The organism is Siminovitchia fortis (assembly GCF_007681465.1).
GTDB lineage: Bacteria > Bacillota > Bacilli > Bacillales > Bacillaceae_C > Siminovitchia > Siminovitchia fortis.
The window spans coordinates 46843-61636 of record NZ_VEKZ01000007.1 but is presented as its reverse complement, the minus strand read 5'-3'; the positions used below and the strand labels follow the sequence as shown (position 1 = coordinate 61636).

Below are 14794 nucleotides of genomic sequence, written 5' to 3'. Positions count from 1 at the left end.
TAAGGAGGGATAGGTGCGATGGCTAGAAATCCAGAAGTCAAAGTAACATTTAAAGCGTTCAACAAAGATTTTAATAAAGCAATAACTGAAATGAACGCTCATGCCAAACGGCTCAGGCAAGAAATGAAGCTGCAGTCTGAGCAAATGAAACATACCGGAAGCAGCACTACTAAATTCCAAGCGGAATTACGAAACCTGCAGCAACAATTTGATTTGGCCCGCCAAAAAACAAAGGCGGTCTATGATCAGCTTCAGCGTGCGAAGAGCATATACGGGGCAAACTCGAATGAAGTAGCTAGACTGACAAGCCAGCTTAGAAGCGCGCAGATTGCAGAACAGCAGCTTGCTAATAAAATCATTCAAACAACAATGAGTTTGAATAAAGCAAGGGCTGCCGAAATAGCACGGACCAGCGAAGTAACCAAAGCTTCCCAAAAGCTAACAGAATTAAAAACAAAAGAAGACCAATTAAAAGCGTCCATGTCCAGGATGAACGCTGAATATGATCTTCAAAAAGCTAAGCTAAGTGCCAATGCTTCGGAAGCTGATAAATTGCGCTTGAAAATGGACCATTTAGGGAAAGCGCATGATATGGCAAAACAGCATGTCAAGAATTTAGAAAATCAACTGCAACAAGCTAAGTCAAAATACGCTGGAAACAATGCTGAAATTGAAAAATATAGGACAGCATTACTCAAGGCAAAAACGGCCGAACAAGAACTTGCCGCCCAGATAACTGCCACGAATGGTAAATTGAAGGAGCAATCAAGCGCGGCATTTCAAGCGTCCCAATCATTAAATAATACTGGTAGCAAGATTCAGCAGACAGGAGCGACAATGACAGGGGCTTTCGCTCCTGCAGCTGTTGCATCGGGCATGGCCTTTAAACGAATGATTGGCGGCTCAATGGAATTTGAACAAGCAACAAGGCGTGCTGCAACGCTAACCGGCGGGGAGTATAACAAGATTAAAAGATCTATACTCGATATGGCCAAAGACTCAGTGTATACCACTGGGGAAGTTGCTTCTGCTTTTGCCGATATGGGCCAAAAAGGTTTTTCTGCAGCCCAGGCAACCGATGCACTTCCTGGCGTTTTAAGCGCGGCCGCCGCATCAGGCGAGGATTTGGGTCTTGTAGCTAACGTTATCACGTCTGCTTTAAACTCTTTTGGTCTTGAGGCCAAAGAATCGGGACGAGTAGCTGATATTCTTGCGCAAGGGGCAAATGAGTCAGCGGCAAGTGTAGACGACTTAGGTTACGCCTTTAAATATGCAGCGCCATTAGCCTCGCAGTTAGGATTTTCTATTGAAGAGTTGACTGCCATGACAGGCCTTATGGTTGATGCAGGTATGAAAGGTGAGCAAGCTGGTACGACTTTGAGGGCCGCATTTGTCCGATTGATAAAACCGCCAAAACAAGCAGCTGATCAACTTAACAAATTAGGCGTTGAGTTGAAAAATAAAAACGGTGAAATGAAACCCATGTCCGAAATTGTCAGAGAGCTGTCCAAGGGCATGGACGGGATGAGTGAAGCTGAAAAGTCTGCCGCCCTCGCAGCCATCTTTGGTACCGAAGCTGTCTCAGGAATGATGACGCTCATGGCGGCCGGACCAGATGAGATAGAAAAAATGACAAAAGCGCTTGAAAATAGTGAGGGCGCTTCTAAAAAAGCAGCCGATTCAATGCTGGAAGGTTGGGCTGGTGCAATTACAAAAGCAGGATCAGCAGTAGACGTTGCAGCTAGGTCTTTCACTGATAGTCTGGCCCCTGCAATCGAAAAGATAGCGGATGTCGTTTACAGTCTTTCGGAAAGATTTGCTAATTTGCCGGCGCCGGTCCAAACGGGGATTTCTGCTTTTTTCGCTCTTTCAACAGTGGGGTTAGTGCTTGTTACGCTGTTTGGGATAATAGCCAATTCAGTTGGCGGTATAGTCCAGCTATTTGGACAGCTCGGAACAAAAATATTTGGAACTGCGGGCAGTGCCGGTTCTGCTTCGAAAGCTTTCACTGCCATACGAACGGCATTGGCGGCTTTAACAGGTCCTATCGGAATTATTATTGCTGTAATAACCGCATTAATCGCCATCTTCGTGCGGATGTACCAAACAAATGAGGAATTCCGAAATAAAGTAAACGCTGTTTGGGATGCGGTGAAAGAAAAAATCGGAGCCGCAATTGAAGCTGTAAAAGGTTTTATCACGGATATATTTGGCCAAGTCGTCGAATGGTGGAAAGAAAACCAAGATTCAATAAGGCAAGCTACTGAAAATGTTTGGTCCTGGATTCAAAGCTTTATTCAAGTTGCTCTCACAGTTATTTCAACCGTTTTTAGTACAATATGGCCTGTCATCCAGTGGCTTGTAATTGACACATGGAATGCGATTAAAAATACAATTCAAGGCGCTCTTGATATTATTCTGGGAATTGTAAGTTTCTTTTCCTCTCTTTTCACAGGAGATTGGAAAGGCATGTGGGAAGCGGTAAAGCAGATTTTTAGCGGTGCCTTGCAGTTGGTTTGGGGCCTTATCAATTTGTGGTTTGTCGGCAAAATCCTCAAGGTTGGAAAATCATTCGCGAACTTATTCAAGAATATTTTCAGCGTTGTTTGGAATGCGATAAAAAGCATTTTTTCAAAGTCACTAAGCGCCGTGAAAAACGTTGTTTCAATCGGGTTTAATGCAGTGCGGTCTGTAACAACCACAGTTATGAACGGGATAAAAAGTGTTATTTCCACTGTTTGGAATGCTATTAAATCCGTCATAACCAAAGTTGTTAATGGAGTGAAATCCGTTGTAACAAAAGTATGGAACGGAATAAAGTCCGTCACATCTTCAGTTTTTAATGGAATTAAATCCGTTGCTAGTTCTGTGTGGAACGGCATAAAATCCGTCATAACAACCGTTGTTAATGGGGTCAAATCAAAAGTTACAAGCGTGTGGAACAGCATAAAATCTACCACTACATCTGTTTGGAATGGTATTAAGAATGCTATGACAAAGCCGGTTAACGCTGCTAAAAATACTATTAAAACGGCTGTAGATCAAATCAAAGGGTTCTTTAGAAACATGAAGTTGAAAATCCCTAAAATATCTCTGCCGAAGCTGCCTAAATTTAGTTTGTCAGGTAAGTTTAGTTTGAATCCGCCGTCTGTTCCTAAGATATCGGTAAATTGGAACGCTTTAGGAGGTATTTTCAAACGGCCTACAATTTTTAATACTGCAAATGCAGGGTTGCAAGGTGTGGGTGAAGCGGGCCCGGAAGCCATCCTTCCTTTAACTGACAGGGTACTGGGAACCATCGGCGATGCAATAGCTAGGACAATGCCGCACATGGCACGATCTGAACAAGTTGTAACAACCAATAATAATGTGACGATTCACGCTTCAGTTAGAAATGACCGTGACATAGACAAACTAGCTGATAAATTAGACGGCACCTTAAATACACTTGGGAACAGAAGAAACGCTGCATGGGGAGGTTCTTAATGGTAAAGATTGATAATACAAGTATCGAAGATTTACAGTTATGTTTATCTGAACGTCCGCCTATTCCCACTCCTGAGCAGGACGTTGATCATATTGATATAAAAGGAAGACATGGATCGCTAACCAAGAAGTATGGATTTAAAGATATTTCGTATTCTCTCACTTTTGACTTTTTGGAAGACGTTCCGTTTAAACCGGCCTTTAGAAAAGCAAAACCTGTGTTTTTTAATGGAAAAAAACTAGCTTTTGAAGATGACCCTGGAATCTTTTATAAGATTAAATCGGTCACTATTGATGAAGCTGAAAATGAGGTTATGGAATATGGCCAGTTTACAGCGAATTTCATCCTGGCTCCATTTCAATATGAGGTTAATGTCCCGACGCAAACCATAACCGGCCAAACAACCTTAACCAATGAGGGCTACGAATCAGAACCTTACATTAAAGCTCATGCCGCCGGAACGGGAAAAGTCTATATCAATGATCAAGTGGTAACGATTAAAGACATCAACGGTTTTATAGAGCTTGACAGCGAAATAATGAACGCCTATCGAAAAACAGACGGCTATATCACCAATCTCAATAATCACATGATTGGTGATTTTCCTGTTTTGGCGCATGGGAAAAATGTTATTAAGTTTGATGGGGCCATTACAAAATTAGAGGTGAATCCTAGATGGAGGTGGGTGTGATGGAAAAGATAGTAAAATTAAAATTGGACAAGGAAAAAATATCTTCTGTAAAGAAAGTTGAACAAGCGAATGATTATAACTATAAACTTTTAAGTGGAAAAATTAATTTTTAATTCAACTTATAGAACTTATATTGGTATACTCTATTAAAAAGGGGAATCGATATGAGTTTTGTATCAATAATGGCATCTAGCAATTTTGTTAATGTGGTCTCTGATGGAAGAGTTAGTTACGGAGGGGCGTCTCTCCAAGAGAACTATAAAAAATTTAAAAAGATCAGCGAGAAACAATTTATTGCTTTTGCAGGCGCAAAAGAATTGTGTGAAAATGTAATTAATCAAGTTGATTACCTAGAAAAAACTCACTATGATCTTCATCAAGTTGCACGGGAAATACATTCCGTAATTTATAATAATATTTCTCTTTACAGCTATAAAATGATGTTTTGTGTAGGTGGGATTAACTTCAACGGGAAAATAGAATTTTATACAGTGAATAAGAATTCTTCTAAAATTGGAATTTTTAAGCCATCAAGTTCCACTGATATAAATTATGCTTTTCTAAGTCCTGATGTAAGTGATCAGATATTGGATGAAAAGTTAAATGAATTCGCCTCAATATTTGGGGCAGATAGTTCTTCGAAATGCCTTAAAATACAGAAGGCATTAAATGACTTTGTTGCAAGTATAGATAACACAGTGAATACAAATACTTCCACTTTAACTATTAAATAAAGCATCCTTTCGAGGGTGCTTTTAATTTTTTCAGAAAGGAGGTAACCTGATTGTTTCCAGTTTTATATAAAAAAGACGAAACAGATTTTATCCATAATGGACTAGGGGTTTTAAGTGGTGCTATAACCGCAGTACCAGACGAAGAATTAAACGGTCCCTTTGAAATCACCATCGAATATGATTCGGAGGGCTTTTTGGCTGACAAAATAGAGAACGGAATGATTGTTAAGGCGAAGGCCAACGACAGGCAGGACCCGCAGTTATTCCGTATCTATGCGATTGAGAAAAGCCTGCAAAGTGACAATCTCATTATCCACGGCCAGCACATCACATACGATCTGGCCGGCAATTTTGTAGAAAGCCTTGTATTGAAAAATTACACGTTAAAAGAAGCCATGGAAGCCATTAAGAAAAACTTGGCCTATCCGACCAGATTTAATATCACCAGCACGAACAATGAAACTGTATCAAGCACAAGCCTATACCGGACCAATCCTTTACAGATGATTGCCGGTATGGAAGGATCCATTCTCCAAATCTGGGGCGGCCAGATTGAGCGTGACAATTTTAATTTGATCATGCACAAACGTCGGGGATCTGATGACGGGGTCCTGGTCACTTATAAAAAGAATCTCACTGGATTGGAGGCCAAATTTGACGAATCACAGGTTGTCACTCGAATTTTCCCGTTTAAGTATGACGAGGAAACAGATACATTGATCACAATTGATGGGAAGTACATCGACAGCCCAAATATTAATAAATATCCCGTTATTAAAATTCTGCCCGTTGATTTTAGTGACGATGAGTCCATTAAAAATAAAACGGATCTCTACAATGCATCAAAAAACTTTTTTAATGTTGGCGGGAAAGACTTGCCAACGGTTGAGATGGAAGTTGAATTTGAGCCGTTACATGGTACGGAAGAGTACAAAGATGTGGCTGTCCTGGAGCTCGTTGGCATGGGTGATACTATCACCGTCCGGCATTCGAAAATGGGAATTGACGTAAAAGCCCAGGTCGTACAGATTGAATATGATTCTATCGCTGAAAAAAATAAAAAGGTGACCCTTGGTAACGTTAAGGCCCGATTGACGGACACCATCAATAATGCCGCGGATATTATCAATAATGTAGGCGAAAGGATTAACAATGCCAATGAAAAGGCAAATGAGGCGATTAGGGCCGCAAATGGCAAGAACACCATCTTTTATGGCCCGGACGAACCCACAGGAGCGCAGGAAGGCGATATCTGGTTTAAAACCGTTGATGGAGAATATACCCGTACTTATCGCTTTGACGGTGTGCAATGGCAGCTGGTTGTTTCCGCTGATATCCGAGACATTGAAGAAGAAGCTCAGGAAGCCAGGAACAGAGCCGATGAAGCCGTTGAAAAAGCTAACCTTGCAACGAATAATGCCAACGAAGCGATTGAGCAGGCTCAGGAAGCTTTTGATGAAGCTACCTCTGCCCATAATATTGCTGATGCGGCAAGGGAAGCCAGTGAAGCTGCAGGACGGGTAGCAGGGGAAGCGAAGGAACAAGCTGGCACAGCAATTGCAGATGCACAAAAAGCTATGTCAGAAGCTCAAACAGCTCTCAAAGATGTGGACGACCTGGAAACGTCAATTACAGCAGAATTTGAAACGATCAACGGTCAATTAAAGTCAAAAGTCAGCCAGACCGAGTTTAATGGTTTGAAAGGTACTGTCACCAACCACAGTACGCTCATTCAGCAAACGCAAAATGACATAAAATCTAAGGCTGACAAAAACTATGTCGATACGATTAAGGGCACAGTTGATAGTCATAGTACATTGATTAGTCAAAATGCCGAGGAGATTAAATCTAAGGCAAGTCAATCTGCCGTTAATACGTTGACAGGACAAGTGGAATCTCACGAATCGTTGATTTCTCAAAATGCAAAGGAAATTGCACAACGAATGCGGACGGTTGATGCCAATGCCAAGTTTGCCACTCAATCGCAGTTAACGCAGACAAGCAGCAGTTTGACGAGCCAGATTACGGCTGTGCGGACGAATCTTGATAATTTGGAAATTGGTGGAAGGAATTTATTAAAGAATAGCAGGAATCCGTCTGTGATACCTTTTGATTGGGTGACTAAAAGCGCAGTGGTGGAATTCGATTCCGAATTTGGGGAAAACGTTTATGTCATCAACAAAGCAACTGCAGGTGAATTAACAGCCGGAACAGAAAGAGTGATAGTTGAGCCTGACACGGAATACACATTGTCTGCTTATTTAAAACAAACATCCAATGTTGTTAGTATTGATTACTACTTTTTATCAAGAAGAAAAGGAAGCACTTCAAACTACGATTTTGTGACATCAAGAACAAACTTCAAAGTTACTGGTGAATGGACAAGAATAACATGGACGTTTAAAACTCCGGCGGAAGCTTATGAGGGGTATGTCCGTTTTGATAATAATGGTTCTACAAATGGGCAAAATTCAAAACTATCTTTTACAAAGTTTAAGCTTGAAAAAGGAAACAAAGCAACCGACTGGACTCCTGCGCCGGAAGACATGGTTACAGCCGTCCAATTCAGTACCCTAGAGCAAACAGTCGATTCTATCACTACTAGAGTTGGAAATTCGGAAGGAAATATTTCCTCGCTCCAACAGACAGCTAACAGCCTTTCTAGTAGAATTTCTTCTGCCGAGGGAAATATCAGCACCTTAACCCAGACAGCACAAGGCTTGCAAACACAAGTCACAGACAACAAAGGTAACATATCATCTGTGACGCAACTGGCAAATTCTTTGCAGACAAGGATGACAAATGCAGAGGGTGGCATAAGCACTCTCACTCAAACGGCAACTAGTTTACAATCAACAATCTCAAGCGTAAGAAATGATCTTGATAACCTTGAGATTGGTGGACGGAACTTTTTAACAGATTCAAGTGCAAACGGTGTTTATCCTAAGCTTAATGGTTATTATTCTGCCGGCAGGTCAACGGCTCAACCTCTCGATGGGTATATAAGGTTGGTTTGTACTGATCACAGCGATGCCTACTATCAGATGGGTGAGACTGCACAAAAGATGAATGGATTTAATGCGGGCGATGCTGTTACGTTTTCAGGCGAATTTGACAACGACATAGAAAATGCTGATGTTACATTCTATTGTTATATAGGTGGCACTTGGAGAGAAAGCAGATACACCATTAATAAAAACGGTTGGGGAAATAGATTTTCAGCCACCTTCATTATTCCAAAAGATACAACCGGAATTATGGTCCGGATAAGATTTCCTAGGGTTGTAGAGTCGGTTGGAAAGTCTATACGTTTTAGAAAAATTAAACTCGAAAAAGGCAACAAAGCAACCGACTGGACCCCAGCTCCCGAAGACATGGCCACACAGTCACAAATATCTCAACTGTCCGATGCTATTAATCTACGTGTCACAAAGAAAGATCTCATTAACCAAATTAACATAGACACGTCAGGCATTTTGATAAGTGGAAAAAAGCTAGTCTTGGATGGCAACACCACTGTTACCGGCACATTTAAAGTCAATAATGCTAACATTGTTTCCGTAGATGCTGGCAAGATGACAACCGGTACGCTGGATGCTGGAAAAGTTTCCGTCATTAATTTGAATGCCAGTAACATAAAGTCAGGAAAAATTAATGCGAATTCCGTTACCATTTCAGCAACAAATGGGCTGGCAAAGCTTGATCTAAGCAGCACCGGATTACAGTCATACGACAGCAGTGGAAAAATGCGTATTGCATTAAATATTCGTTCTGCCGGAGGCGCTGGGTCGGATCCTGCCACACTAAGATTTTTTAGTGGTAATGGATCTATATCTGCCGGTGTCGGAATGAATGTCAACGACACTTTTGTTATCGGCAGCACCTCAAATAGTGTCCACAATGAAATATATTCCGGTGGTAACACCATAATGTACGCTAATCAGATCAGGATGGTCACGAAGGAAGGGACTGGCGGCTACAGTAAGAGATACTTCATCATGAATTCGTTGAAAAGCGCTACAGGGGACTATAATCCATGTCTATATCCCGATACGTCTGGATGGGGGTATGTAGGTACTACTGCTAACAGGTTGTGGCGTATCTATACCAACTATCTTCACTATGTGGATTTGGTTAACCTATCTACCCGTGACAGCAAGGCTAATATCCAGGAGGCAAATATTAAACAAATGCAGTCGGCCTTTGATGACATGGATTTAGTCACTTTCAATTATAAAAACGAGGATGGCAGCCCACGAGACGAGTTGAAAATCGGTTGGATAGCAGAAGAAAGTCCAAGTTTAATCACGTCAAAAGATAAAAAGCAAATCAGTCTGAATAATACGGTTGGGGTTATGGCAGGCAGCATGAAATATCAGCAGCAGCGTATTGATCAGCTGGAAAAAGAAAAAGAGGAACTTATCCTGAAAGTCGCAAAACTAGAAGAAAGATTACACAAATTGGAGGCAGCTTAAATGAAAATTGAAATTGAGAATATCGATATCGCAAAGGTTATTAATTTCTTGGATGGCCTATCACTTAAAGGATTGAAGTCCATCCATCGGACTAACCTAAGCCGAAAACTGCAGGAAAAATTGAAGGTGGTGGCAGAAAATGAAAAACAGCTCATAGAAGAATTAGAGGACGATGAAAAGAAGTTGAAGGTTGAACTTGATAAGTTTCATAAAGAAAAAGTTGTGATTGATGGCGGTGACTCACAGACGATGCTACAATCCGTGAGGTCCGTCATCAAAGAAATTACTGCCGAAGACAGTGAGCATGAATTTAGCGGTAATGATGCCTATGCCGTAGCTTGTTTATATGACGAATTTGAACTAAACAAAGGAGAGGAAGAATAATGAGAATGACTATTACAGGAATTAATTTTAACTACGAAAATGGGTTTGAACAGGAATATACAAGTGTCGATTTAAGCTTTATCACATCGGGGGCGACATACTCCATAAACGGCCCAATCACAGTAAGTAAAGACGAATATCAAGCTTCTTCTGCTAACAACGATGAATTGAAGAAATTAATTAAAGCAAAAATTGCGGAAGATCTACAAGCCTAACGGGGCTTTTTTATTTTGCTTAAATATTAAATAGAAGGGTGAGTTAGATGGACATGATAGAATGGCTGTCACGTTTCCTAGAATCGGATAATACAAAATTAATTTATATTCTTGCATTGATTATGGGGGCAAACATCATAGATTTTATGGTGGGGTGGATAAATGCCAAACTCAATCCAGCCATTAAATTTTCAAGCTCTAAAGCAATTTTCGGGATTGCCCGTAAGTTGCTTTTATTTGTTTTGCTTGTCTACACCATTCCGGTTGCATTATTGATGCCGGAGCCACTCGGGATTAGCGCTCTTTACGTTTTGTACATTGGGTATTTGGCAAGCGAAATTAATTCAGTGCTTAATCATTTCAAGTTGGCCGAGGATGACAAGAGCATGGATCCGTTTATAGATTTTTTTAAACAGTTGTTTAAGGACAAATAAGGAGTGACGCATAAGCGTTGCTCTTTTTTTATAAAATTAAGGAGAGGATTTATAATGGCAACTATTATTGATATTTCACATCACCAGGCGCCGAGCGCGATTAATTATGATAAGCTGGCTAAGCAGGTGGATCTGGTTATCATCCGTACTCAATACGGGTCTAACTTAATCGATCGTCACTACAAAACGCACCATAGGGAGTTTCAGAAACGGGGAGTGCCGACAGCTGCTTATGCTTGGCTACGGGGAGTCAGTGTAAATGACATGGAAAAAGAAGCTACTGACTTTTACAACCGTACAAAGGAATTCAATCCGTGCTTTTGGTTTCTTGACGTGGAAGAGAAGTCCATGTCGGATATGAGAAAAGGCACGAGCGCATTTCTGAAAAAATTACGTGCGCTGGGCGCAAAAAGGGTAGGCATCTATGTTGGCCACCATTTATATAAATCGTTTAACCTTAACTTAGCTGAAGCAGATGCCGTATGGATCCCGCGCTACGGAGCTAAGCCAAGCTATCCATGCGACTTGCATCAATATACCGACTGTGGAAAACTTGACGGTTACAGCGGCCATCTAGACATAAACAGGCTCACGGGTAGTAAGCCCCTGTCATACTTTATTGGAGGGATGGCAACAGCTCCGCCAGCTGCCAATCAAAAGCCAGCTGCAAAGCCTGCCTCTAAACCAGCTGCCAATACAGGTGGAACATATACCGTCAAAGCAGGGGACACGTTATCGGGTATTGCCGCGCGATATAAAACCACTGTCGCCGAGTTGGCCCGGATCAATGGTATTAAAAATCCAAACCTTATCCGTGTCGGCCAAAAAATTAAGCTGTCCGGATCTGCTCCTGCAAAGGCGCCTACTACCAAGGCTGTTTATCACACTGTAAAGCACGGCGACACTGTGAGTGGGTTGGCTGTCAAGTATGGCAGCACACAGGCACAGATTAAAGCCTGGAACAACATTAAGGACATCAATAAAATTTATGTTGGTCAAAAGTTAAGGGTTAAATAAAATAAATTGGACGATAATGAAAGGGTCCCTCTTTGTTATATGCGCATACCTCCCCCAAACGGGGAGGGCCTTTTTTGTGCATAAAAAGGCCCTTGGAATTTATGGCCCGTGTCGGACGCAATCCAAGGGGAATGGAATTAAGGTTACATTAAGCATATCTAAAATGGGATTTAATACAAGCCGGTTTCGTTCGACATAGTTTGACATGCCCGGTGCTAACCGGGCTTTTTTTACCAATTACATTGCATAACTTTTCTATAAAGTTTATTATAGTAACAAAGAGGAAATAAATTATAAAAGTTACTTATTTGGCATATCTTATGAGAAAAGAGGCGTAGAAAATGGGAAGGGAGGTCCTTAAATTGAGCCCCAATGTGAAAGGGGTCTTACATGCTTTATCTGTTTTAGGGACATTTATGACAACGTTTGCCCTTCTTTACCTAGTACAAAAATACACCATTGGCCTGCTTTTCTCATTGAATAAAATTGAATTTTACGGTTTGCCTATCCATATATTAATTTATACATCTACATCATTGTATATCATGAAAAAGTTCATTAAAATTTCATCACCGTATAAAGACGATTTCTAATCTTCCTGATCTCCACCGACAGGAAGATTTTTCGTTTCTTTGGGGATTTCAATTTTTAGTTTTTCAATAGTGTCTTGGTTCTTTAATTCTAATTCTTTTAATTTTTGTTCGTCATCATGCTTTCTGAACTTAAGAAGCTTTTCTAGGAGCCCATCTGAAGATGCTTCAATATCCTTTTGCCCTTTTGTAAAAGTAGCTTTTATCTTTCCTCCTACCACATAATTTAGCAGTATGCCGATACCTAAAACGGCCCAGGGGGCCACAGCCGAAACGAATTCCATGATTCCTGCGGATTGAACCCTTAATTTTAAGTCAATTACGCTTTTATCGTAAGTGTATTCGGGATTATATGGGTTTTTTATGTACGGAACCAAATCTAGTATATTGCTGATACTGTTTACAAGATCAATTCCTGCAATTTCATCATTCGTAGTAACGTTGAGCACAAGATGCGCTCGCCCGCTTTTTACATAAAAAGAATGTAAAGTGCGATCTATCGCCTCCTCATACTCACCAGCATTACTTATTGTTAAATGTGTCTGCATCATTCGATATAGATAAGGGTCTAAATCAGATCTGGGGACTGTTTTAATCCAATGCACTCTTCTTCTTTTTTGAAATGGACATACGCCTTCCTCTATTTGGGTTTCAGAAATCTCTTCTATGAAAGCGTCAGTTGTAATGACACCAAAAGAAATGTGGGTAGAGTTTGTACTAGGAATCATTACAACATCTCCCGTATTCATTTCATAAAGAAACCTATAAATTTGGCTGTATATTAACCCTGGCTTTTTGTTTTCTGGATATTCCTTTTCCATGTCCTTTATCAGAACAGATTTTTCCACACTTTCAAATTCCTCTAAATCATTGAATTCATCCCATCCAATCGCGATGAAGTCGTCAAAGTAAAATTGATCATAAAATTCACCTGCCTGTGTTCTCACAAGCCAATAGTTTCTGCCTTCATCAATTTTGACTACCGGTATGTTATATTCATCGATTAATTCTAGAAGCTGTTTCTCGTTATCAATTTGGCTATCCATATGTTTTGCGCTCCTTTTCAAAAAAATATATCTACAATTCTATCAATAAGGATGACAATTTAACAGCGGTATTTCTAGATAAAATTTCCACTTGAACAGCAAACAGACGTTCGCGTATAATAATAAAAACAAATGTTGGGGGTGGTAAATGTGAACGCCTTGTTAAAACATGCTGCAGGGACGGAGCAAAGGCTTGAAATGATCTACATAAACAAAAATAATCAGCTGTCTCAACGTATCATAAAAGTGTTAGATGTTACTGATTCAACAATTAAAGCCTATTGCTATCACAAGAGACAATTCCGCACCTTTTTATTAAGCAACATATTGTCAATCGGACCCATTAGGCAGAGGAGGGGAGCATAATGAAACCAAATAAGTTGACGCCTGGTAGTAACATGCGCTGGGAATCAAGCCGTATGATGCTGCCGGAGCATGTCCAAGCTTTAAAAGATGCCAATGTAGATTCAAAGCGTGTGAAAAGGCCGCAGCTGGATGAGCAAGAATGGGAACAAGTTAATGAGACCATACATATTGCTATCGAATATAACCTGCCTGTAGTTTTTACCCTCTGGATTGATGGTTTTTTCGACGAGATCAGGGGCATGGTCCATTATGTAAATCAAATGAATAAGTTGGTCCATGTGGTGGATACCAGCCTCGAATCACATAGAATAGATTTCGATTCCATCGTCAGTGTTAAGTTTGCGGAATAGTCCTTCTCATTCGAGAGGGGCTTTTATCATTCCCCCATAAACTCTTTATCGAAATAAAGCTTGTCCATCAAGTTGTTGACAATCCCATTAAAGTATCCAAATATATTTTTCATCGTGACTCCTGCTTTCACCTTCATGACAAACTCCTTGATAGCCCTAATACCGATGCTTAGCTCCTGCTCGTTATTAAATGCTCTGTCGCCAGTAAAGGCATTCACAACACGATTACATTGCTTAATAACCTTCCAAAATTCTTGGATGGTATTGGCGTCACTATAAAAATAACTCACCAAAGAGGCAAAGCGTTCCGGTACCCAATGGGCTACGTAGTTCGCTTGTTGAAAATTATGCACACCCGAATCATTAGCAGCAACATCGTTACGTTTATTATTAATCTTTTGTTTTAAAGAAATAAAACTTGTTTTATTGGTCGGACACTTTGCCGGACTTTTAACAGGGGTCTTGTCGGACACTTCTTCTTTCAAAGGCTGAATTACAACGGCATTGGCAGTCTGCAGCATATCTGATTTTCTTTTCATAGGCACTTGGCGGATCATGCCCAGCTCCTCTAATTTCTTCATAAGTCTTTGGATAGTTTTATAAGATACACCTAATTTTTCAGCTATGGAATTTTTGCATAGGAAACTAACGCCAACATACTTGCAGCTGTGGCGCTTTAATATTTCAAGTAAATCAATCAGTCTAGCTTGTACATCGACACGCTTAACAGACGCCTTTATGACGTCCCTGTACGTGCGTACTGTTTCATTCATTTCATTAATCTCTGTAAAGGTGGATAGGTTATCATAAGATTTTTCCTGGGCAATTACATCAATTTTCTTCATGTTTATTTGTCTCCTTTTGGGAAACAAAAAAGCAACGGCCTGTTTGTGCAAACCGTTGCTAAATAAACCCTATGATTGTAAAATGGTCATAAGGGTACAGCAAGTGTTTGCCTGGTGTAGCAGGCGGACGGTATAAGGGTGTTGGTAGCACCACTTATAC

Annotated in this window: 12 protein-coding genes; 10 read left to right on the top strand and 2 right to left on the bottom strand. The window is 40.6% G+C overall.

Annotation, left to right across the window (positions count from 1 at the left end; all coding sequences use genetic code 11):
- Window positions 1-18 precede the first annotated feature (18 nt).
- The 9 genes from FS666_RS04130 to FS666_RS04090 all read left to right on the top strand — a co-directional run bounded on the left by FS666_RS04130 (window position 19) and on the right by FS666_RS04090 (window position 12030).
- Window positions 19-3486 carry a phage tail tape measure protein gene (locus FS666_RS04130; RefSeq protein WP_144461761.1) on the top strand — a complete coding sequence of 1156 codons (3468 nt, stop codon included), beginning with the start codon at window positions 19-21 and terminating at the stop codon, window positions 3484-3486.
- Window positions 3486-4178, top strand: coding sequence for a phage tail protein (locus tag FS666_RS04125; protein WP_144461758.1), 693 nt, complete (start codon window positions 3486-3488; stop codon window positions 4176-4178). Before FS666_RS04130 ends, FS666_RS04125 begins: the two co-directional genes overlap by 1 nt.
- Window positions 4179-4342: 164 nt before the next feature.
- On the top strand, window positions 4343-4912 hold the full coding sequence (locus FS666_RS04120; protein WP_144461755.1) for an Ntn hydrolase family protein: 570 nt from the start codon (window positions 4343-4345) through the stop codon (window positions 4910-4912).
- 50 nt (window positions 4913-4962) lie between these two features.
- On the top strand, window positions 4963-9387 hold the full coding sequence (locus tag FS666_RS04115; RefSeq protein ID WP_144461753.1) for a phage tail spike protein: 4425 nt from the start codon (window positions 4963-4965) through the stop codon (window positions 9385-9387).
- Window positions 9388-9771, top strand: coding sequence for a hypothetical protein (locus FS666_RS04110; protein WP_144461750.1), 384 nt, complete (start codon window positions 9388-9390; stop codon window positions 9769-9771).
- Complete coding sequence (locus tag FS666_RS04105; protein ID WP_144461747.1) at window positions 9771-9986, top strand: hypothetical protein; 216 nt, start codon at window positions 9771-9773, stop codon at window positions 9984-9986. Before FS666_RS04110 ends, FS666_RS04105 begins: the two co-directional genes overlap by 1 nt.
- Before the next feature lie 47 nt (window positions 9987-10033).
- Window positions 10034-10420: a phage holin family protein gene (locus FS666_RS04100; RefSeq protein WP_144461744.1), complete on the top strand. Its 387-nt coding sequence runs from the start codon at window positions 10034-10036 to the stop codon at window positions 10418-10420.
- 54 nt (window positions 10421-10474) lie between these two features.
- A complete protein-coding gene (locus tag FS666_RS04095; RefSeq protein WP_144461741.1) occupies window positions 10475-11437 on the top strand; it encodes a LysM peptidoglycan-binding domain-containing protein in 963 nt (320 codons plus the stop codon).
- Window positions 11438-11799: 362 nt separating this feature from the next.
- Entirely contained in the window at window positions 11800-12030 is a 231-nt protein-coding gene (locus FS666_RS04090; RefSeq protein ID WP_144461738.1) for a hypothetical protein, read from the top strand.
- Here FS666_RS04090 and FS666_RS04085 read toward each other — a convergent pair.
- Window positions 12027-13073, bottom strand: coding sequence for a restriction endonuclease (locus tag FS666_RS04085; protein WP_144461735.1), 1047 nt, complete (start codon window positions 13071-13073; stop codon window positions 12027-12029). The two genes, FS666_RS04090 and FS666_RS04085, sit on opposite strands and share 4 nt — an antisense overlap.
- Window positions 13074-13438: 365 nt before the next feature.
- Between FS666_RS04085 and FS666_RS04075 the strand changes: the two genes are divergently transcribed.
- On the top strand, window positions 13439-13789 hold the full coding sequence (locus FS666_RS04075) for a YolD-like family protein (RefSeq protein WP_144461729.1): 351 nt from the start codon (window positions 13439-13441) through the stop codon (window positions 13787-13789).
- Window positions 13790-13815: 26 nt separating this feature from the next.
- On the opposite strand, the gene FS666_RS04070 is transcribed toward FS666_RS04075, so the two are convergent.
- Entirely contained in the window at window positions 13816-14634 is an 819-nt protein-coding gene (locus FS666_RS04070) for a helix-turn-helix domain-containing protein (protein ID WP_144461726.1), read from the bottom strand.
- Window positions 14635-14794 lie beyond the last annotated feature (160 nt).

Coding starts and splice junctions, on each gene's coding strand:
- FS666_RS04105 (WP_144461747.1), top strand. CDS start 9,771: ATGAGAATGACTATTACAGGAATTAATTTTAACTACGAAAATGGGTTT.
- FS666_RS04100 (WP_144461744.1), top strand. CDS start 10,034: ATGGACATGATAGAATGGCTGTCACGTTTCCTAGAATCGGATAATACA.
- FS666_RS04070 (WP_144461726.1), bottom strand. CDS start 14,634: ATGAAGAAAATTGATGTAATTGCCCAGGAAAAATCTTATGATAACCTA.
- FS666_RS04120 (WP_144461755.1), top strand. CDS start 4,343: ATGAGTTTTGTATCAATAATGGCATCTAGCAATTTTGTTAATGTGGTC.
- FS666_RS04085 (WP_144461735.1), bottom strand. CDS start 13,073: ATGGATAGCCAAATTGATAACGAGAAACAGCTTCTAGAATTAATCGAT.
- FS666_RS04130 (WP_144461761.1), top strand. CDS start 19: ATGGCTAGAAATCCAGAAGTCAAAGTAACATTTAAAGCGTTCAACAAA.
- FS666_RS04110 (WP_144461750.1), top strand. CDS start 9,388: ATGAAAATTGAAATTGAGAATATCGATATCGCAAAGGTTATTAATTTC.
- FS666_RS04095 (WP_144461741.1), top strand. CDS start 10,475: ATGGCAACTATTATTGATATTTCACATCACCAGGCGCCGAGCGCGATT.
- FS666_RS04125 (WP_144461758.1), top strand. CDS start 3,486: ATGGTAAAGATTGATAATACAAGTATCGAAGATTTACAGTTATGTTTA.
- FS666_RS04075 (WP_144461729.1), top strand. CDS start 13,439: ATGAAACCAAATAAGTTGACGCCTGGTAGTAACATGCGCTGGGAATCA.